General features: G+C 37.6%; 24 protein-coding genes and 4 pseudogenes. 8 read left to right on the top strand and 20 right to left on the bottom strand.

All coding sequences use genetic code 11. From position 1 onward, the window contains the following. Positions 1–1033: 1033 nt before the first annotated feature. The 7 genes from WEIDD23_RS12870 to WEIDD23_RS11505 all read right to left on the bottom strand — a co-directional run bounded on the left by WEIDD23_RS12870 (position 1034) and on the right by WEIDD23_RS11505 (position 4373). A complete protein-coding gene (locus tag WEIDD23_RS12870) occupies positions 1034–1249 on the bottom strand; it encodes a hypothetical protein (protein ID WP_082778348.1) in 216 nt (71 codons plus the stop codon). An 86-nt stretch (positions 1250–1335) separates the two neighbouring features. Further along, positions 1336–1470, bottom strand: coding sequence for a hypothetical protein (locus tag WEIDD23_RS15060; protein ID WP_259347668.1), 135 nt, complete (start codon positions 1468–1470; stop codon positions 1336–1338). Positions 1471–1509: 39 nt separating this feature from the next. Next, on the bottom strand, positions 1510–2016 hold the full coding sequence (locus WEIDD23_RS11485; protein ID WP_062359054.1) for an Asp23/Gls24 family envelope stress response protein: 507 nt from the start codon (positions 2014–2016) through the stop codon (positions 1510–1512). Between the two features lie 16 nt (positions 2017–2032). Next, on the bottom strand, positions 2033–2227 hold the full coding sequence (locus WEIDD23_RS11490; RefSeq protein ID WP_062359055.1) for a DUF2273 domain-containing protein: 195 nt from the start codon (positions 2225–2227) through the stop codon (positions 2033–2035). Positions 2228–2246: 19 nt separating this feature from the next. After that, complete coding sequence (gene amaP / locus WEIDD23_RS11495; RefSeq protein WP_062359056.1) at positions 2247–2801, bottom strand: alkaline shock response membrane anchor protein AmaP; 555 nt, start codon at positions 2799–2801, stop codon at positions 2247–2249. Positions 2802–2828: 27 nt separating this feature from the next. Then, positions 2829–3074, bottom strand: a complete 246-nt coding sequence (locus WEIDD23_RS11500; RefSeq protein WP_043710992.1) for a GlsB/YeaQ/YmgE family stress response membrane protein — start codon at positions 3072–3074, stop codon at positions 2829–2831. Between the two features lie 708 nt (positions 3075–3782). Beyond that, a complete protein-coding gene (locus tag WEIDD23_RS11505) occupies positions 3783–4373 on the bottom strand; it encodes a site-specific integrase (protein ID WP_010372435.1) in 591 nt (196 codons plus the stop codon). A gap of 60 nt (positions 4374–4433) precedes the next feature. Here WEIDD23_RS11505 and WEIDD23_RS11510 point away from each other — a divergent pair, with 60 nt between their 5' ends. Both WEIDD23_RS11510 and WEIDD23_RS11515 read left to right on the top strand, forming a co-directional pair. Next, positions 4434–4784 (top strand): type II toxin-antitoxin system RelE/ParE family toxin, encoded by a 351-nt coding sequence (locus WEIDD23_RS11510; RefSeq protein ID WP_062359057.1) that lies wholly within the window; start codon positions 4434–4436, stop codon positions 4782–4784. Continuing rightward, a complete protein-coding gene (locus WEIDD23_RS11515; protein ID WP_062359058.1) occupies positions 4781–5065 on the top strand; it encodes a helix-turn-helix domain-containing protein in 285 nt (94 codons plus the stop codon). The genes WEIDD23_RS11510 and WEIDD23_RS11515 overlap by 4 nt, the downstream gene beginning before the upstream one ends. Positions 5066–5180: 115 nt before the next feature. Here the strand turns inward: WEIDD23_RS11515 and WEIDD23_RS11520 are convergent, their stop codons facing one another. The 9 genes and pseudogenes from WEIDD23_RS11520 to arsC all read right to left on the bottom strand — a co-directional run bounded on the left by WEIDD23_RS11520 (position 5181) and on the right by arsC (position 10720). Further along, a complete protein-coding gene (locus tag WEIDD23_RS11520) occupies positions 5181–6512 on the bottom strand; it encodes a dihydrolipoyl dehydrogenase family protein (RefSeq protein ID WP_006844819.1) in 1332 nt (443 codons plus the stop codon). A 17-nt stretch (positions 6513–6529) separates the two neighbouring features. Continuing rightward, a complete protein-coding gene (locus WEIDD23_RS15065) occupies positions 6530–6658 on the bottom strand; it encodes a hypothetical protein (protein WP_259324024.1) in 129 nt (42 codons plus the stop codon). 12 nt (positions 6659–6670) lie between these two features. Continuing rightward, complete coding sequence (locus WEIDD23_RS11525) at positions 6671–7318, bottom strand: DsbA family oxidoreductase (protein ID WP_006844821.1); 648 nt, start codon at positions 7316–7318, stop codon at positions 6671–6673. Positions 7319–7336: 18 nt separating this feature from the next. Continuing rightward, a complete protein-coding gene (gene trxB / locus WEIDD23_RS11530) occupies positions 7337–8281 on the bottom strand; it encodes a thioredoxin-disulfide reductase (RefSeq protein ID WP_006844822.1) in 945 nt (314 codons plus the stop codon). Positions 8282–8371: 90 nt separating this feature from the next. After that, a pseudogene (locus WEIDD23_RS12875) lies at positions 8372–8500 on the bottom strand (aspartate racemase); the annotation flags it as partial. After that, on the bottom strand, positions 8500–8823 hold the full coding sequence (locus WEIDD23_RS11535; protein ID WP_006844823.1) for a thioredoxin family protein: 324 nt from the start codon (positions 8821–8823) through the stop codon (positions 8500–8502). The gene WEIDD23_RS11535 and the pseudogene WEIDD23_RS12875, both read right to left, overlap by 1 nt. A 20-nt stretch (positions 8824–8843) precedes the next feature. Beyond that, entirely contained in the window at positions 8844–9158 is a 315-nt protein-coding gene (trxA, locus tag WEIDD23_RS11540) for a thioredoxin (RefSeq protein ID WP_006844824.1), read from the bottom strand. 237 nt (positions 9159–9395) lie between these two features. Continuing rightward, positions 9396–10040, bottom strand: coding sequence for an ArsR/SmtB family transcription factor (locus WEIDD23_RS11545; protein ID WP_062359059.1), 645 nt, complete (start codon positions 10038–10040; stop codon positions 9396–9398). 263 nt (positions 10041–10303) lie between these two features. Further along, entirely contained in the window at positions 10304–10720 is a 417-nt protein-coding gene (arsC, locus tag WEIDD23_RS11550) for an arsenate reductase (thioredoxin) (protein WP_010276791.1), read from the bottom strand. A gap of 429 nt (positions 10721–11149) precedes the next feature. Between arsC and WEIDD23_RS11555 the strand changes: the two genes are divergently transcribed. Both WEIDD23_RS11555 and WEIDD23_RS11560 read left to right on the top strand, forming a co-directional pair. Next, positions 11150–11785 carry a CadD family cadmium resistance transporter gene (locus WEIDD23_RS11555; protein ID WP_062359060.1) on the top strand — a complete coding sequence of 212 codons (636 nt, stop codon included), beginning with the start codon at positions 11150–11152 and terminating at the stop codon, positions 11783–11785. Positions 11786–11876: 91 nt separating this feature from the next. After that, positions 11877–12509, top strand: a pseudogene (locus tag WEIDD23_RS11560) (IS6 family transposase); the annotation flags it as partial. A gap of 64 nt (positions 12510–12573) precedes the next feature. Here the strand turns inward: WEIDD23_RS11560 and WEIDD23_RS11565 are convergent. Next, positions 12574–12804, bottom strand: a pseudogene (locus WEIDD23_RS11565) (DNA-binding protein); the annotation flags it as partial. 120 nt (positions 12805–12924) lie between these two features. On the opposite strand from WEIDD23_RS11565, the gene WEIDD23_RS11570 reads away from it, so the two are divergent. Further along, entirely contained in the window at positions 12925–13503 is a 579-nt protein-coding gene (locus tag WEIDD23_RS11570) for a uracil-DNA glycosylase family protein (protein WP_062359062.1), read from the top strand. A 57-nt stretch (positions 13504–13560) separates the two neighbouring features. Here WEIDD23_RS11570 and WEIDD23_RS11575 read toward each other — a convergent pair whose 3' ends face one another. Beyond that, positions 13561–14013, bottom strand: coding sequence for an IS3 family transposase (locus WEIDD23_RS11575; RefSeq protein WP_082778349.1), 453 nt, complete (start codon positions 14011–14013; stop codon positions 13561–13563). A 1626-nt stretch (positions 14014–15639) separates the two neighbouring features. Between WEIDD23_RS11575 and WEIDD23_RS11580 the strand changes: the two genes are divergently transcribed. Further along, positions 15640–16152 carry a hypothetical protein gene (locus tag WEIDD23_RS11580; protein WP_062359063.1) on the top strand — a complete coding sequence of 171 codons (513 nt, stop codon included), beginning with the start codon at positions 15640–15642 and terminating at the stop codon, positions 16150–16152. 704 nt (positions 16153–16856) lie between these two features. On the opposite strand, the gene WEIDD23_RS13235 is transcribed toward WEIDD23_RS11580, so the two are convergent. Beyond that, complete coding sequence (locus WEIDD23_RS13235) at positions 16857–17009, bottom strand: hypothetical protein (protein WP_156469650.1); 153 nt, start codon at positions 17007–17009, stop codon at positions 16857–16859. 472 nt (positions 17010–17481) lie between these two features. On the opposite strand from WEIDD23_RS13235, the pseudogene WEIDD23_RS15080 reads away from it, so the two are divergent. Together WEIDD23_RS15080 and WEIDD23_RS11585 are read left to right on the top strand one after the other, a co-directional pair. Further along, positions 17482–17665 (top strand): annotated as a pseudogene (locus WEIDD23_RS15080) (transposase). Between the two features lie 68 nt (positions 17666–17733). Beyond that, on the top strand, positions 17734–18645 hold the full coding sequence (locus WEIDD23_RS11585) for a magnesium transporter CorA family protein (protein ID WP_062359064.1): 912 nt from the start codon (positions 17734–17736) through the stop codon (positions 18643–18645). Positions 18646–19124: 479 nt separating this feature from the next. Here WEIDD23_RS11585 and WEIDD23_RS11590 read toward each other — a convergent pair whose 3' ends face one another. Continuing rightward, entirely contained in the window at positions 19125–19319 is a 195-nt protein-coding gene (locus tag WEIDD23_RS11590; protein WP_062359065.1) for a helix-turn-helix domain-containing protein, read from the bottom strand. Between the last annotated feature and the right edge of the window lie 201 nt (positions 19320–19520).

The raw sequence follows: 19520 nt of genomic DNA on the forward strand, positions 1-19520 counted from the left end.
CCAACAAATGGGCGTGACTAGCTTTTTTGTACATGTACTTAAAATTTTATGTTAAGAATTATACTATAGGTTAGGTTAACTTGATACTTACGGGTTATTTTTTATCATTCTAACTTGTGAAAAAGTCAAAAAAGACGTAAACCATAGTGTTTTTTGATGAGCTATGTTGTATTATTTAGCAATCATATTAGTCACACTTGCATTATTTTGTTATTAAGTTAGCACTAATTTAGTGCTGACTTAATAACAACCCCATTAATATTTCATTATAAAAATTCTAATATAAATTTTATATTGTGAGTTTATTTTGTTATACTTATTAAGTATCAAGTATACAGTATTAGGTAATCAGGGAGGCCACTATGACTAAAGATAGTACGAAAAAAGATAAGAATGAAGAAGAAGATATTTCACTCAGCCCTCAGAAAGAAGTTAAGGGTAAGCCAGAACCGGCAGATTATAAAAAAGCAGATTGATTTTGATTAATCGGCAAGCAATCCTTAAATGTTACGCTAATCTTAACTAAGATATAAGCAGCTAAGTTTGTAAAAATTTAGCTGCTTTTTTGTCAATTTATTGGTTAACAATTAAGAATGACCAACGTTTGATATTAAAATATCTATCGATAGATAAGAAACTAGGCGACACTTAAATAGGCAAATGAACTGAACACCAAAAATTGGAGTGAAGTTTAAGCGGCTAACTGGTCGGAAAGATTTCGGTATTGGACCGGAGTTTTTCCGGCCAGTTTTGTTTTAAATCCGTTTATTGTTGTAGTAATAGACATATGGCTGGTTATGGCGGACTTCAGTTCGTCATAACTTTGGTAGTGGTTGTTGTGTATCGTTCCTATCTTTACGATGTGGAAGATACTTTCGGCCATTGCGTTATCTAGGCATGTCGCTTTGCGACTCATGCTCTGGAACACACGGTTATTCTTTAACCGTGATACATACTCATAATTTTGATACTGGAAACCTTGGTCAGAGTGAATTGTCATTCGATAATTCAAGTCTGGCCTATTTTGTAGTAGTTAGTCTAATGGCTTAGTAACGAACTCTACCGTTGGATGTAAATCAATATTCCAGGTGAGTATTTCGCCGCTATAAACATCAATATATGCAGTGAAATAAGCGCGTACTGACGTTGTGCCTGATCCCTTAATTTCGAATTTCTTGCGTATTATAACGGTCGGTACACCTTTGAGATACAGAGAAACCGCTTCTATTTGAATTTCTTTTGAAAACATACGAAAACCCCATGAGTTAGATTTACTACAACTCATGGGGTTCAGTTCATTCACCTTTAATTAAGGTGAAGCTTTTTTATATATAATTAATTGTGTATTTTTTTACCTAAGTTGTCTCCAGCATTATCAATTTGTTTTGCCGTAAAAACTGTGGCTGCAACAACAATACCACCCAATACAAGTGATGTTACAGCAGCGACTTTTAATATAGTATTAACCATTAATCAATGCCTTCTTCCCTCTTAAGATAACAGGTGTAGTTATTGTACTCGATCATCATCTGAATCGGTAACAGATTTCACCTTATCAATTCCTGCCGTGGCTTTATCTTGAACTGATTTTCCAGCATCGGTTACACGATCCTGTATGGTTACTTGTGATTCTTCAAATTCTGATTTTGTCTGAATATCGATCACTTCAACATTCAGCTCCACTAGAGTAAGACTTGTTGCTTCTTCTATCTGTTTTGCTACAACCTTACTGATTTCTTTATAGACATCATGTGCGTTATGGCCAAACTCCATCACAATATTCAAATCAACAGCTACTTGCTCTTTACCAACCTCTACATTAATTCCATCAGTTGGATTATCACTATTAACGATTTTATTCTTAATATTAGCTACAAAGCCGCCATCTACGCCTAGCAATCCTGATACATTTTCAATTGCATAACCAACAATCTTTTGGATTACTTTGTCATCAAACGTCAATTGTCCCTTAGGAGCTACAGTCTCCTGTGTTACTGTCTTATTTTCCGTAGTCATAAATTTATCCCCCGCATTATTTATTAAAAATGTCCTGTAACAATTTCCTTAATTGGATACGATTATTATCAAACAAAAGGCCTAATAAACCGAATATTCCAGTTATAAAAACTACTAGTATCGTTTTTATAAAGCCAAATTGAATTAATAAAATAGTAATTACAAAACCAATTAAGCTACTTAAAGAAACTACTGTCTGTTTACGATCCATACTCGATAAACTCCTAAAATTAAATAACTCGCGATGCTTTATTATTACGCTTATTAGATTGATTTACCTTTATATTTACTCGAATAGGTGATTTATCAACCCCAGATAGTAAGTTTCTCAAGCTATCAGTTAAGTTTTTTTCTACTCGTGGTAAATCAGATATAATCGATTTTTTGTATTCAGAATCAGCGGTAACGTTGAAACGCTTAATATGTTTGGTGTTTTTGATATTGACTTGAATATTACTTAATCCTTCGCCGGATAACTGTGTCTTAATAAAACTGTTGATCCCCTCATTTCCCAACGACAGTGTGCCTTTCCCTGAGTTAATTAACAAAATAGATTTTCTTTGCCGAGGCAACGCAATTACAACAATTAAAATTACACTAGTTAATCCTAGAATAAATAGCTCATTATATCTAAGTAGCATTTGTTCGCTTAGCGAACTGTGTAAATTAATATGATCTAAAAATGAAAGTATTTTGGTAATTATATCGGGCCAGATTATCGTAGAAATACTAACTAAGTAAATTAGAAGAATAATAACAAGTAACACCTTGTACAATCTCTTCATAGCATGCCCCCTCAGTACAATATAATGCTACTTTTTTGCCTTAATACCAAAAATTGCAGACACAATCAAAACTAAAATAACTGCTCCAATAATTGATGGGAAAATTGCCATTCCAGCTAAGCTAGGGCCCCAATGTCCCAAAACACCTTGTCCAATTGAAGAACCAATCAAACCAGCTAAAATATTACTGATCCATCCCATTGACTCTCCACGATTTGTAATAGCTCCAGCTACCGCTCCAATTACAGCACCAACAATTAGTGACCAAATCATGATATATCCCCCCTGAAATATAAAGATTGAAACTTTCTGTATAAGTTTCTTGCTTAGAGAATATCACCATTTTCAAAATATACAAACTAATATGCCTTGTGTATGTTCAACCTTCATCTATAAAGATACTAAAAGCCAATTCTATGTATTTTATAAGGAACGATATGTTATATTACGTCATCGAAAATGGTGTCCTTAGGGAGTTACTTTTAGTGGTTACCAACACGCCTGCTGACAAAAAACACTTTTTTGTAAAGAAAACCCCAAACAGGTGAGTAAATCTGTTCGGGGATATCTAGAAAAACGCTCTATGGTCGAGAAAAGTGAGATGGTGTAGAACTTAATACCCGGATTATTAATCAAGACAAACAAAAACCCGCTGAAACAGCAAGTTAATACCGTTTCAGCGGGTTTTGCGTTTTCACCCGTTGGGTGAAAACCATAGGAGCTCTTTGTTATGATATTTTGTTAGTGAAAAACAAACCAAATACTCAAAAATTGGAGCGTCTAAAATTATGACTCAAAAAGTATTACCTAGCAACCCTTTAGTTGCAGTTTCAGACAATGGGGCACCAATTACCTCGGATGGTGGCAACGTGTAATGATGTTGTCTAATCGTGCCTTAGTAATCCTAGTCATTAAAAATACCTCCATAGTGGCGTCAAAATGAACAAATACGGGCTAATTCAGGGAGATTAGTTGGCGTTATTACCCAAAATCAATTTGATCTAACATTGTTTCTCGACTTGCTTGATCTAACCCGAGATAAGTAAGCGTCATAGCCTCGCTCGAATGATTCAATAAGTGCATGACTAAACCAATATTATAGTTTGATTGCGTATAAACGCGATAGGCACCTGTTTTACGCATGGTGTGTGTGCCCAGATAGTTAATTCCTAATAGGTCACCAACACGTGCCATCACCTTATAAAACTGCTTCTTTGTGATATGTCGATCTGGATGGGACGTTGAGGGAAATAACCAATCCGAATTGATATTCTGTTGGACTAGCCAATCATGATATTGCAGCAAGTCTTGTTGCACTGGCTTTAAATATAACGTGTTCGCTTTGCCAGTCTTTTTATCATGAATAAAGGCCGTGTTTTTAACAGACCCATCGGGATTATAGACATCAGATTTCTTTAACGTCATCACATCACTCACCCGCAGTAGAGTGGCTTTGCCAACTTGAAAGATAGTGTAGTTGCGGCGACCCGCCCGAAAACTATCTAATAAGGTGTCTTGCACCATTTTTAAGACGTTGGAGTCTTTGATGGGGAGGACAATTTGTTGCACCATTAGCTACTCCTTTAAAGTTAATAATTTGATTGATGATAGCGCATCTGCTATCATGTTGTTATGGAAAAATTTGAGTTTGATTATTACGATTGGGATGAATTTGAACAGTTCTTAGATCAATTACCTGATAAAGATGCTGCTAAATTAATTGCAACCATTCAAAATATTGAAAATAATGGCCTCTTAGTGGCGGAAAGACAATTATGGGTAAAAAAGCTAGAAAATAATCTCTATGAAATTCGTTCTAAACGATCTTCAAACATTCAAAGGGCTCTTTACTTTCAAGTCAAAGGTAGTCAATACATTATTACTAACGCTTTCACGAAAAAAACGCAAAAGACACCTGAAAATGAAAAGCAAATCGCTCGGAATAGACGCAGTCAGTATTTGAATAAGGAGGAAAATCAATGAGTAAACTTGATGCATACGTTGCTGAACGTAGTAAAAAAAATCCTGAATTTGCAAAAATTGTTGAGCAAGAAAATATTAATTTAGAGGTAGCAGTGAAAGTTCGTGACCTTCGTGCAAATATGGGATTGAGCCAACGTGAATTTGCCAATTTGATTGGTAAACCACAATCAACGATTGCACGCATTGAAAATGGTTCGATGAATGCTTCAACAAAAATACTATCTGAGATCGCCCAAGCAACAAACCAACGTTTGACCATTCAATTCAGTCCAGCATTTTAAGATCTATTATAACATTAAACAAAAAAACAGCCCCCATTATCTACTAGTCAGATAATGGGGGCTGTTTTAATAGTCTTTTCGAGGGGTCATTATGTAAAAATAGACCCTCTTGTTGTTAAATTAATGTTCTAATTTTATATGCTAAACCAGGGAAAGCCATTATCATCTTTTCTTTCCAAACCTCTGGATCAACATCAATTGCCATAACAGGAATTAGTGCATTGATATCATCTACTGCTGTTTGGCTAATTTCAGCAGCGCCCACGAGATGATTTTGCTTGTCAAAGACTAATGATAATCGTGCGTGATCATCTGTTCCAGCATAAAAAAAGTCACCTTGAGTAATATCAATATCTTTAATTGAATAATTACTGTCTTCCTTTGCTTTATCAATACTAATTCCAGCTTGAGCGAGTTGGGGGAATGTGAACGTAACGGTTCCAATTACTGGGTACCTAAGAGGTTCAGTTGTTTTATTAGTAAGTAAGGCACTTAAGTAGTCTGCTTCAAACTGTGCCGTAGAGGTTAATGCTGGTGCGGTTTTATCAACAATATCGCCCATTGCGTAAATGTTATTTGCTGATGTGGTCAAATATTTATCAACTTTAATTCCGCGGTTGCTGTACTCTACACCAGCATTATCAAGTTTCAATGCATTAATTTCAGGAACTCTACCACTGGCATTAATAACTTTATCAAAAGTGCCAAGGTTGCCGTTAGCTGATTGAACCTCATAGCCAGTTTGTGCTTCGGTAACAGCTGTAACATTTGTGTTAAATATAAAATTAATACCAAGTGAGTTTTTCATTTCATCAACTAACTGATGAACGTGTTGGCTGTAAAATCCCTCTAGTGGTTGGCCGGATCGGACAATAACTGTTACTTTAACCCCGGCAGCAGACAACAATGTAGCAAATTCCATACCAACGTAACCACTTCCGATAATTGCGACGTTCTTTGGAGTATCTTCGAGTTCAAAAAGGTTAGTACTAGTAAGTAGGTACTCGTGGCCAGGAATGTTAAGAGGATGCGGCTTTTTTCCGGTTGCGATTACAAAATTATCAGCAGTGATTTTTTTATTATTAACTTCAATGGTATGTTGATCAACAAATGATGCTTCACCCTTGATGGTAGTCGCACCCAGGCCTTCATACATACTTTGCATATTATTTAGGAATGACGCCATAGCCTTATTCTTTTGCTGAATAAGTTCTTTCCAGTCAAGCTTAGCTGGTTGAGTAATTCCCTTACCTTGCAAACGCATTGAAGTTAAGGTTGCTCGTGCTGCTCCTTCTAAGAAAATCTTGGGTTCGCAGCCTTCGTTAGGGCAAATTCCGCCAAACCGATTCTTTTCAACAACCGCTATTTTCTTTCCGCTATTCTGCATTCCCAATAGGAAACGATAAACTGATGGCCCACTGCCAATAACAACGTAGTCAAACTTCATTTATAGCTTCCCTCCATTTATTTTGTTTTCTTCTTATCCTCAGTTTGCTTTTGATGTTCAGCGATAGTACAACCGTCTGGCCCACATACAGCAGCATCATTATTATCGCCAAATATTGTATTAAATTGTGGCTTATCTTCGGCCATCGTAAATTCCTCCTAATTTTCTTCTTCTTGAACTCGCTTTAAGGCTTTAACAAAGACTTCATATGGTTGGGCACCACTAATTGCATACTTATTATTGATTACAAAAAAAGGTGCAGCATGAATACCGGATTGTTGAGCCTCTGCCTCGTCATTGACCACAGCTTGATGATATTGGTTAGAATTAAGCACTTTTTCTACTTCGTCTTTAGCAAGCCCAGCTTCCATTGCCGCATTTAATAGCACATCATGGTCAGAAATCGATTGACCATCACTAAAGTAAACTTGGTAGAAGCGTCTAATTACTCGTTCAGTCAAATCAGGATCATTTTTAGCTTCTGCGAATTTAATAATCCGGTGCGCATCCATAGTATTTGTAGGTACTACACTGTCAAGATCCATTGGTAGACCATCGTTATGCGCCATTTGTTCGATGTAAGCCATTTGCTTTTTGGCCTGTGGCTCCATTGCCTTATTTCCCTGAGTGAAGTGATTAATGTATCCTTCATCGGTTTCCTTTGGTGTTGCAGGGTTAAGCTCGAATGATTTGAACTCTAATTCAGTTGTGTCATAAATACCAATTTCCTTCATTGCTCGTTTCATTCGGTTAGAACCGATATAACAAAAGGGGCAAGCAATGTCTGACCAATATTTGATTTCCATAAAGTAATTTTCCTCTCTTTAATCTTTAACCGTTTGCCGATGCTTTATGGCTTCGAAATATTCAAAGGCGTTTTGCCCAGCAATACCACCATCGCCAACCGCAGTTGTAATTTGCCGCAGTTGCTTTTGCCGGACATCACCAATTGCATAGATTCCAGGAATTGTTGTTTCCATTTGATCGTTAGTTATAATCCAACCAGCTTGATCGGTAATATTTAAATTATTGAAAATTTGGCTATTTGGAAAGTTACCGACATAAACGAAAACTCCATCAGTGTCTAGAGTTGTATCATCACCGACCTGATTGTTATGGATTTTTACTCCAGTAACATGATTTTCATCACCTAAAATCTCTGTCACACTAGTATTCCAAGTGAAATCTATCTTATCGTTATCAAAAGCACGATTTTGTAATACCTTTTGTGCCCGTAACTGATCGCGACGATGAATGACATTAACTCCATCAGTGACATTAGCTAAGTACAATCCTTCAGAAATTGCTGAATCACCACCGCCAACTACAGTAACATTCTTTCCTTTAAAGAAAGAACCATCACATACTGCACAGTAAGAAACCCCTTTTCCGGAGAACTTTTCTTCACCTGGTACACCTAATTTTCGATTATTAGATCCTGTTGCAATAATTACTGCGCTTGCTACTAACTCGTCACTATCGGTTTGAATATGCTTCATTTGTTGATCATCAACGGTAACGTTTTGGACATCACCATATACAAAATTCACTCCGGCCTTAACGGTTCCTTGATACATTTTCTCACCAAGTTCAGGACCCTTAATTGTTGTAAAACCAGGGTAGTTTTCAATGTCATCGGTGTTGTTCATTTGTCCACCATAAATACCGCGATCAAGCATTGCTACATTTAAATTAGCTCGTGCTGCATATAAGGCAGCGGTCATTCCACCAGGACCGGCCCCAATCACTACTACATCATATTTCCTCATTAAATTTCAATCCAATCTACTTATTAGTCGTCACGTAACGCTAATCCCTTATCCAATGAACGATTAACAATGACTTCTTGTGCATCAATAATGGTTAACCACTATATAATCTAAATGGTCTTGGTCTTTATGGGTTTCAGTTTTCTTATTAAGGAGTCGGACATAACTTTCAGTTGCTAACGTCCCCATACCGCCAAGAATAGTTAAAAAACTCTTCATTAGTTAATAGTGTTGGTAATGAAGTTTTCGACTTCTTCTTTAGTCTTCCGATCTTTATTGACAAGTCTTCCGATTTCTTGACCATCTCTAAAAATAACGAAGCTTGGAATACCAAAGATATTTAGTTCTTGAGCCAATTCGGTATTCTCATCACGATCGACACTGATGAAAGTGTAATCTTTGAATTCTTGTTCAATTTCTGGTAGATGAGGCTTGATAAAGCTACAATCAGGGCACCAAGAAGCTATAAAAACTAAAATATATTTTCCATTCTTCAGTTTTTTATCAAATTCTTTTTTATTCATTACTGATAGTTGTTCCATTTAGCTTCTCCCCTCTTAACCTAATTAGTATATTGAGCAAGAACGGTTTTAAGTTGGTCCTTACTTTGGAGGCCAACCAGCTTATCAACCACTTGGCCATCTTTTTTGATAATTAAGGTTGGAATAGACATAATTCCAAATTCCATTGGTGTTTCTTGATTTGCATCTACGTCCATTTTAGTGATTTTGACTTTATCGCCAATTTCTTTATCAAGTTGTTCAATAATCGGTCCTTGCATTCGACATGGAGGACACCAAGTAGCCCAAAAATCAGTTAATGTAACGCCGGTACTAGTTTCTTTCACAAAGTCTTTGTCAGTTAAGTTCTTAACCATAAGAGTCGCTCCTTTATAGGTAATATTTAATTAAAGTTGTTAATTGTGATTGATCAATAAAACGGGTAATTTTTTCAACTATTTTTCCATCACGCAGCAAAATAGTAGATAAGTTATGTCATTGACTTTCAATTATTCAATTGTTTGCTTGAATAGTTTAATAATATCACGTACTTTTTGTAAGTCAATATAAAAGCACGATTTAATCAATAAATGACTAAATCGTGCTTAAACTGTTTATTCTGTTATTTTATTCCAATAATAGTAACTTGAATTTAAACTAACTGCGTCAAAACCATTTCTATTTAAGATCTGTGTGGCAATGTTGGAATTAGCACATAGTCTTCCACGGCAATAAACAATAATTTTTTGATCTTTAGGTAATTTGGGCATTGATTCTTTTAATGTTTCCAATGGGACATTAATTGCCGATTGTATGTGGCCTGCTGCATATTCATCAGAAGGTCGTACATCAAGGACAAAGCAATTTTTGTATTCTTCTTGAGCTTGCTTTAACGAAATGGTTTTAACGTTATCTTGAGCGTCTGATTTATCCTGAATTGTTTTTATATCTGAAAGTTCACTGTTGCCAATGTCGGTTAATAGGTGCACAAGATCACTAATTTTGGGAGAACTAAGGCTATAAATAATATGATTGCCTTTTCGTTTTGTTTTAACCAGATGACTGTCCTTCAATATTTGTAGATGGCGTGAGGCGTTAGCTACACTTATTCCGACCCCGTTGGCAATAGTTTCAACTGATTTGGGTGCTTGAGTTAAAAGATCAAGAATTTCTAATCGTCGATCACTGCTTAGCCCCTTACCAATTTTAGACAGTTCTTCATATAGTCCATTTTTGTAGTTAACTGCTTGTTCAAACATTTTCTCCCCACCTTTTCAACTATTTTGTTGAATAGTTTACCAGTTTTCCTATGAAATTGAAATTCAATATTATTAGTTAATAAATTAATGGGCCTTGTCTTTTTAGATTTAGGAGTCATCCTATAATTATAGCCCCTGAATGGAAGGGCATTTTAGTGAGTGCCTAGTCACATATCTAGCTCATAACCAAAGCCCTGGTATTTTCCTTAGAAGTCAATAAATTAATTGGACTGTTTTACTGCGGCACTATATGGCGTTTTTTATTAATGAACGTAGTTATTCAAACTTGTAACTAATTTTTTAATTTCGTCACGAACCTTACGGAATTCTTGTAGTTGTTCTTCTAAAGTTCCTGTGGCTTGCGCTGGGTCAGATAAAGGCCAGTGTAAACTCTTGGTTTGAGGGGGAAGCATAGGACATTTATCCTTGGCATCACCACATAAAGTAATAACTAAATCTGAAGTGTTCAAATAATTTAGATCAATTAATTTAGAGTAGTGGCTACTAATATCCACTCCATCTTCAGCCATAACTTTAACAGCATTTAGATTTAACCCATGAGTTTCAATACCTGCACTCTCGATTTGAAACTCATTTGCCGGCAGTATTTTTTTTGCATATCCTTCAGCCATTTGACTGCGACAAGAATTTCCTGTACATAAAAAATAAATTTTTTTCATTCTAAACCACCTATAATTTTAATTTGTATAACACCATAAACTTAAATGCAATTCTTCCATCAACACAGGTGTATAAGTATCAAGGTTTTCTATGTAATTATAAACCCTGAGTTAAGGAGTGTACTGATGTTTTCTAGTATAGTCCCTAGTTTGATAATATTTATTGTATTTTTCTGTATTTAGTTATTCGATGATATCGAGGCTAATATGTCAGTCTTCCAAGCAGCCATTGGTTGGTATATCAATTTTTATAATCGAAATCGTATCTCAAATGTTGCCTAAGTAACTGAATAAAAATAGTCCAATTGGTTCTGTTGCAAAGTTTTAGATCTACTATCAAATAAGGTAGAATAATAGAATGTGTAACAAACTAACATAACTAAATATCTATTATTCCGTTTATAGAGCAATTTAAAAAGGAATTTTTTTATGAATTTAATTTTAACCATTCTCTCTGCTTTAGGGTCTTTTATAGTAACCAATATCGATGACATTTTTGTCTTGATGTTGCTGTTCTCTCAGGCAAGTTCACAAGCTAAAGCAAGTAATGGACGAACGGTGAAGGGAAATCGTATTTATCCTAAAGATATAGTCATTGGTCAATATCTTGGTTTTGCACTTTTAGTTTTAATCAGTCTTTTAGCTACATTTGGAGTAACACTCATTCCTGATCAATGGGTGGGCTTATTAGGACTAATCCCGATCTATTTAGGAGTTAAACTGTTTATAAAGGGTGAAGATGAAGATGAAGGTGCTATTCTTTCTAGTTTAAATAAATTTAATAAGTTCTATTTAAGTGTAGCATTTATCACATTTGCCAATGGTGGAGACAATATTGGAATTTATGTTCCATTCTTTTCTACTTTAAATAACAACCAACTGGTCATTACAGTTGTTACTTTCTTTATAATGGTTGCGGTTTGGTGTTTAATCGGCTATCGTCTAGCAAGAGTTAGATATGTTTCTGAAACACTTGAGAAATACGGCCGATGGGTTATTCCAATTGTGTTTATAGGATTAGGATTTTATATCATGGCAGAAAATGGTTCTGTTGCAAAGTTTTAAATCTACTATCAAATAAGGTAGCATAATAGAAAAAATAGCAGGAGCAATGACGATGAATCCTTTTAAAGGAAAGCAATTCCAGTAGGATGTAATTATTGTAGCCGTGGGCTACTATCTTCGTTATAACCTTAGCTATCGTGAAATTCAAGAAATATTATATGATCGTGGCATTAACGTTTCTCATACGACGATTTATCGTTGGGTGCAAGAATATGGCAAACTACTCTATCAAATTTGGAAAAATAAAAAATCCTTTTATTCATGGAAAATGGATGAAACGTACATCAAAATTAAAGGAAAATGGCATTACTTGTATCGAGCCATCGATGCAGATGGTTTAACCTTGGATATTTGGTTACGTAAAAAACGGGACACACAAGCAGCCTATGCTTTTCTTAAGCGGTTAGTGAAGCAGTTTGATGAACCGAAGGTTGTAGTCACAGATAAATCCCCCTCTATTACAAGTGCCTTTAAGAAACTAAAAAAATACGGCTTTTATCAAGGGACAGAACATCATACCATTAAATACCTGAATAATTTGATTGAACAAGACCATCGTCCAGTAAAGAAACGCAATAAATTCTATCGAAGTTTACGCACTGCCTCTACCACGATTAAAGGCATGGAAGCCATTCGAGGATTATATAAGAAAACCCGAAAAGAAGGCACTCTCTTCGGGTTTTCGGTCTGTACTGAAATCAAGGTATTATTGGGAATCCCAGCTTACATCATAGATACCGTAAGGGATTTTATTCTTTACCTAAAACTTTGCAACAGAACCGTTGTAACTATTTACCAAAACGCCACCACTTTTTAGGTTTAGGTTGTGACTCCGGGGTGCTATTTTCAGGTTCCGGTTGTTTGTCTGACGTCACTTCTTTTTCACCATCATCATGCGGTGCCATCGTTAAGGCTTTCAAGTCCTTAATTTCTGCCTTGTATTCTTCGAGCAGTTGTTTGTCCTGTAAGGCTAGCCGTTGTTGCTGATCTAATAAATTTTGCATTTGTGATATTTGTGAAAATGCTCCTATGCTATTAGTTTACAGCGTAGAGGAAAATCTGTCCGTAAATCTAGCATAAGAGCAGGGTTAATATGAATCGGTACTATAATTGATGTAGTACCGATTTTTTTGGAGGTAATGGTTGTGGATTTAAAACAGGAAATAATGGCTGATTCACGTAATGCGTCATTTACAGCGCGCGGACTTGAGCCGATTTATATGATTGCACCAACCGTGAAAATATTGATTATTGGCCAAGCACCGGGCGCAGTTGTTGAGCAAACCGGGATTTTGTTCAATGATAAAAGTGGTGATCGATTACGCGAGTGGATGGGTATCGACCGGACAACCTTCTATGACTCTGGCTTAATTGGTGTGCTACCGATGGATTTCTATTTTCCAGGCAAGGGAAAGAGGGGTGATTTACCACCACGCAAATTTGTGGCGGGTGAATGGCACCAACGACTACTTGATACGATGCCGGATGTCGAATTGATTTTGCTAGTCGGAAAATATGCGCAACAGCATTATTTGCCAATCAAAGCGAGTGAATCGTTAACCAGTGTGGTACATCGATTCGCGGATTTTGGGTCACGGTATTTGCCGTTGGCGCACCCATCACCACTCAACAACATCTGGCTTGCCAAGAATCCGTGGTTTGAAACGGACGTCGTGCCCGCACTACAAAAACGTGTCGCAGATATCTTAAAGAAATAAAACAGGCCGACCTGATTTATAACCAGGTGAACTGAACCCCAAAAATTGGAGTGAAGTTTAAGCGGCTAACTGGTCGGAAAGATTTCGGTATTGAACCGGAGTTTTTCCGGCCAGTTTTGTTTCCATCCGCTTGTTGTTGTAGTAATAGACATAGTTAGTTATGGAGGATTTTAATTCGTCATAACTTTGATAGTGGTTGTTATGCACCGTTCCTACCTTCAAGATGTGGAAGATACTTTCAGCCATTGCGTTATCTAGGCATGTCGCTTTGCGACTCATGCTTTGGAACACACGGTTAGTCTTCAACAGTGATACATACTCATAATTTTGATATTGGAAACCTTGGTCAGAGTGAATTGTCATTCGATAACTCGATTCTGGCCTATTTTGTAGAAGCTCATCTAATGGCTTTGTGACGAACTCGACAGTTGGATGAAGATCGATATTCCAAGTGAGAACCTCACCACTATATACATCAATATAGGCAGTGAAATAAACACGTTCTGCCATCGTGCCTGAACCCCAAAATTGACCAGGAACCAGTTTGGTTGCAAGCTAGTTTTGCAGAATAAATAAAAAGACCCTATGGCGGGATGGAAATAATCCGGTTAACCATAGGGTCTTTTTTTTGTGCTATTACGGCGTCATATAAGCGCCTTCTGCGATGGATTACCCACTAAGCGGTGCAACTTTGACCTCTCAGTGCGTTTCAGAGCAATAAAAAAGCCAGTTATCGTCTTTGGAGGACACATAACCGACTTCAATATATGTTCAGCGTTACTATGGAGTAGTAAATACTGTTTATTGTCCCAAACCTTGATAGCACGAGGCAATCTTGACTTGAAACCGCTTAATTGATATGATTAACACATCAATTAAATATCAGAAAGGCGAGTAATAGGAATTGGCGTTCCAATTACAAGCTGTGCCAGATGACCGTAACTCATTTGACACGTTTTTTAACTTCCTAATTCGTATACTCAGTATACCATATTCAGAAGTTGAATCAAGTAGGTAAGCTCCAAACAGGACATAAAAAGTCAGGACTTACCAAGAGGATTCCGTACAAGCGTGTTGATTGAAAGGCACGTAACGTATGGAATCCTTTTTTGTACTTATGGAATCATCTGGCAACGGTGCAGACTGATCGTTATCAGGTTATCCAGAAATGGCGGGGAACACTGACCCCGATGATTCAAAAAGGTGCCCAAGCGTGGTGTAATCTCCATCACTAAGGGGTGTGGGGCGTGAAGCGGTCTTTGATACGTCCAAGCCAAATGGCAAAGCCTAAGTCCGACAAGGATATGGTGAAAACAGAAGTTACTTACCGGTAACAGACAGGGTGGCTAAAAGGCTGTCAGAGGCTCTATAAGGGCATTTGACGGCAGAGGCATGTAAGGCAGTACAACCAGTCGGAAACGGCAACACAGAGGAATGTCAGAGCTGTGGTAGTAAGGTACTGAATCAACGAGATGAGTTTCGATGGTCGTGGCTTCGTGAGAAGTGGCTATTCAAGCAGTTGTCCTAACAGAAGTAAGTTATTTTTTAACTTATTTCTCAATCACAGGGGACAACTGTATCTCCGGAGCATGACAAGCGCTCAAAGTGGCTGATTTGGTTTGGTTTTTCAATGGTTTTATTGATGAAATCAATTGATTAAGGCCTGCCGGCTGAGACTTACCAAGTGCCGATTGCTACCCTAACGTGCGTGATTCCACTGAATCCGGCTTCACATTATCGAACTTGTACAGCGTGCGTGGTGGATAGCGTTTACCCGATCCCAGCAGTTAAATCGTTGCGATAGCCAATCCAAGACAGCCCTTAGGAGTTCACCGTAGCGATATCAGACACATGAGGGTACAATAGCATTGCGTAGCCAGTAATTTCCTTGAGAAGGCATTCTAGAGCACCATTCTGGAATGCTTTTTTTGTACAATCATAGCAGAACCCCTATTCGGGTAAGACGATACACCTGATGTTATGATACAGATAATTGATTAACAGGATACGTTTAACAGAACGACCATTCAGTTATAAAATTTTGACACATATTTCACCCTGTACTGTATTGATAACCGTTCCTCGGTGTTATGATTGGATTATAAAGTGGACTGTGTATCATACGGAGGTGTACTCATGCGGAAATTTGATTCAAAGGCTCAGTTGGCCAAAGAGATTGGTATAACAAGAGCAACGCTGTACAGGCGTGCTGGGCGGTTGTCGATTGATATTGAAAGTTTGTCCGACAAAGGTATAACGGAAGATGACTATCAAGCTTTGACGATTGACCAAAGTATTGGTTCTGTATCATCGAACGCTCAACAAGCTAAGGAATTGGCACGTGTTCAAGCGGAGGTAGAACGTTTAATAGCGGAGAATGATCGTATCACAAAAGATAAAGAACGTATCGAGCGTGAACGTCTATCAGTACAGAACGACAAGGAACGTCTTGAGAAGGAGCTTATTGGTGTATCTGAGGAGCGTGATACGTTGAACACTAAGTACATTGAAGCACTTGAAGATGCTAAGGCATATGCTGATAAATTTGCACAGCTTGCTGACCAGTCTCAACGGCTACAGGCGCAATCACAGCTACAGATTGATTCAGATGAGCCTAAGCGTGGGTTTTGGTCACGGTTGTTCGGGTAAGAAACTATTTTCTAATAAATAGACAATACAACAAGGAGAATATAATGAAATTTCTAGCATATACCGTGGCGTGGCTGCTTCTTATTGCTCAATGGAATGACATAAAAAACTACTACTATAATCCAGTGACGCCGGTCCCAGTTGGGCGGTTATTATATCCGTAATTTTATCAGTCGCAACATTCAAGGAACTAACCAAGGGAAAAAAATAAAATCACACAATCATGCTGGCACAGAGCACCCATAAGCTTTATGAGGACTGAGTGGTATAGATTGTGAAATTTGGCCCCAGAGGACGCTTGTGCAGTGTCTTAGATGGACTGAGCTGACTTTGTGAAATTGGATAACTGAGCAAAGTGTCATGAGCCCTTGGTGATTGGGCAACTCAGTATAATTGAGATTATGTAAACCACTGAGTGGTATAGGTGTAGAAGTCATCATGACTGATACAACTGAGCATATTGTTGACACGATGGATAAGTAAGGTGAGTTATATATATAACTGTGATACAATAAGAGCATAAAGAAAGAACCACCTGGGAATTAGGCCTCCCAAGTGGTTCTCTGTCAGATTATTCTGATAGGTACACTACAACATTCGAAATAGCTCTGTGTACATCACACATAGACTTAAGCTCAAACCCGTCAAAGTTAGGAGCTTAAGTCTTTTTTTGTGCGTGCATACAGAAGGTTAAGCTATGAAGCCTACTTGTGACGGTTACGCCACATGTCAAACACCATCTTACCAAGTGCCTTGATAGCACTAACGATGATGTCCTTTAGTACGGCAAAAATTACCGCACCAATTAAACCAGCCAACATTTGACTAATTTCCTTCTTTTTAGATGTTTTATCCATCTGTCTACCTCCTTAGGATATGGAGGTGTACGCACAGAATGTATCTGACAAGCTTTAGTATAGCACGGATAAAATTTTGATTGGGAGGGGGTCAAATGTCGTATAAATCAAGAACATACGTCATTGTTATAGTGGGGTGATTTTAATTAATGACCCCTCAAAAAGACTATTAAAACAATCCCTGTTATCTAACTAGTAGATAGCAGGGGTTGTTTTTTTGTTAAATGGTATAATGGATCATATATAGCAGGACTATTATTTCAAATCAAGCAAGGATTTAACCCAAAGAAAAAACGAAACCTACCTAACAAACTTTATTTAGCAGATTTAGAAGTTACAGCCAAAGACGTGTATATTAAAAAGAATTTTGCTAATAAAACGGCTGAAACACTTGATATGAGCGGTCCCGACAAACATCACTGATCGTGACGGGGCGATTGCACTCGTTACCCTTAATTTAGAGCAGTTTAAATTGGTTCGAACCATGATGGTTGATAGTGGTTATACCGGACAAAATTTTGCTAATGAGATTAGCAGTTTAACGTCAGCCAAGGTAATCGTCGTTAAAAGAAATGAGTTACACCAATTTTCGGTTATCCCCCAACGGTGGCTCATTGAACGTTCATTTAGTTGGTTGGGAGTCGTTGACAATTTAAAGATTTGTCTGCAGCTTCTTTTCTTTTAGTCTAAAATAGAGGTTAATAACTAACAGGGGAACTACTAAATGATCAAACCCGAAAAGACAATCAATGGAACCAAATGGATTGAAACGATTCAAATCAATGCCGAAGAACGGGCAACCCTCGAAGATCAGTATGGCATCGATGAAGATATTATTGAGTACGTCACTGATAATGATGAAAGTACTAATTATGTTTATGATATCAATGAGGACGACCAATTATTCATCTTTCTGGCGCCGTATGCCCTCGACAAAGATGCGCTGAGATACATTACCCAGCCATTTGGCATGTTGCTCCATAAGGGCGTTTTATTCACGTTTAATCAAAGCGACATATCTGAAGTCAACACGGCACTTTACTCGGCATTGGATAATCCCGAGGTTAAGAGCGTCGATGCATTTATTCTGGAAACACTGTTTACAGTTGTTGACAGCTTTATCCCAATTTCTCGCGCCATTACCAAGAAACGCAACTATTTGGATAAAATGTTGAACCAGAAGACGAAGAACAGTGACTTGGTTTCACTTTCATATCTTCAACAGACGTTGACCTTTTTGTCCAGCGCGGTCCAAACCAATCTCAGTGAACTCGCTCGTTTGCCAAAGACCCATTTTGGTGTCGGTGCTGACCAAGATAAAATTGATTTATTCGAAGACGTGCAAATTGAAGGAGAACAGGTCCAACGGATGTTTGAGATTGAAACTCAAGTCGTTGACCGAATCGATCATACCTTCAACAGCCTTGCTAATAACAACCTGAACGATACAATGAAATTTTTGACAATTTGGTCACTGACCATGGCTGTACCAACAATCATTACCGGATTCTATGGGATGAACGTGAAGAAACTCCCGTTAGCCGGGATGCAATATGCTTGGATGCTGACTTTGGGGATTTCTGTCGCCTTGATTGTGGCGATGCTGATTATGCTGAAGGTCTGGCGGAAGATGTGATGGGTGAGTGACTTTTTTGGAATGTGTATAGTTGATCAGTTATGCTATTTTGAGCACCCTTCGGCTTCTGAAATACGCTCCGACGACCCTGACCCCGGCCACATAAGACAAAAAATCCAGTAACGAACAAAAACCGTTCGCTACTGGATTTTCTGCCTTATGCTCTGGGGTCAACCCGGGTCTTGTCACGTGTCGGTGATCTATTAGGTATCAACCTATGCTAGGCACACACACCATGCGAAAAACAGGCGCTTACTTATCTTGGACTGGATCAAGCTAGTCGTGAGACTATGTTAGATCAAATTGATTTTGGTTAAATATTTTAATTACAACTACAACTACAGGTGTAACTATAGCTGTAGTTGTAATTAAAATTTCCTTATCTTGAATATTGATCATAATTTTTGATTAAGATGATTACGATGAGGAATATATACGCACTCAGAATAAGTTGAGATAGATACCGATACTATCCCAATTTATTTTTTTGTGGTTAAGCTGACATCAGCTTGCGTCCATTTTTCGCCGTCTACTTCGTGGACCGCGTACAACTTGACCCAGTTACGGATTGAGTCGACCGAAGGTCCGTATTCAGTGGATAGATCAGTATATGAACGGCCTTGATTGTGCATCTCAACAGGAGACTGCTTAAATTCTTTTTTGTATCGAATCATATTAAAAAATGCTCCTATGCTATTAGTTTACAGGGCATAAGAAAATCTGTCCGTAAATCTAGCATAAGAGCATACCTAATGTGTGACCGCTGTTTTTAAGGCCATATAAGCGCTTTTGAGCGCAATTAAGCATCATCCATATAAAATATCATCTATAACGAATAAAACGCCATAAAAGGCTTACAAAGAGCTTTTTATGGC

The organism is Weissella sp. DD23, assembly GCF_001579105.1.
GTDB classification, from domain to species: Bacteria; Bacillota; Bacilli; order Lactobacillales; family Lactobacillaceae; genus Weissella; species Weissella cibaria.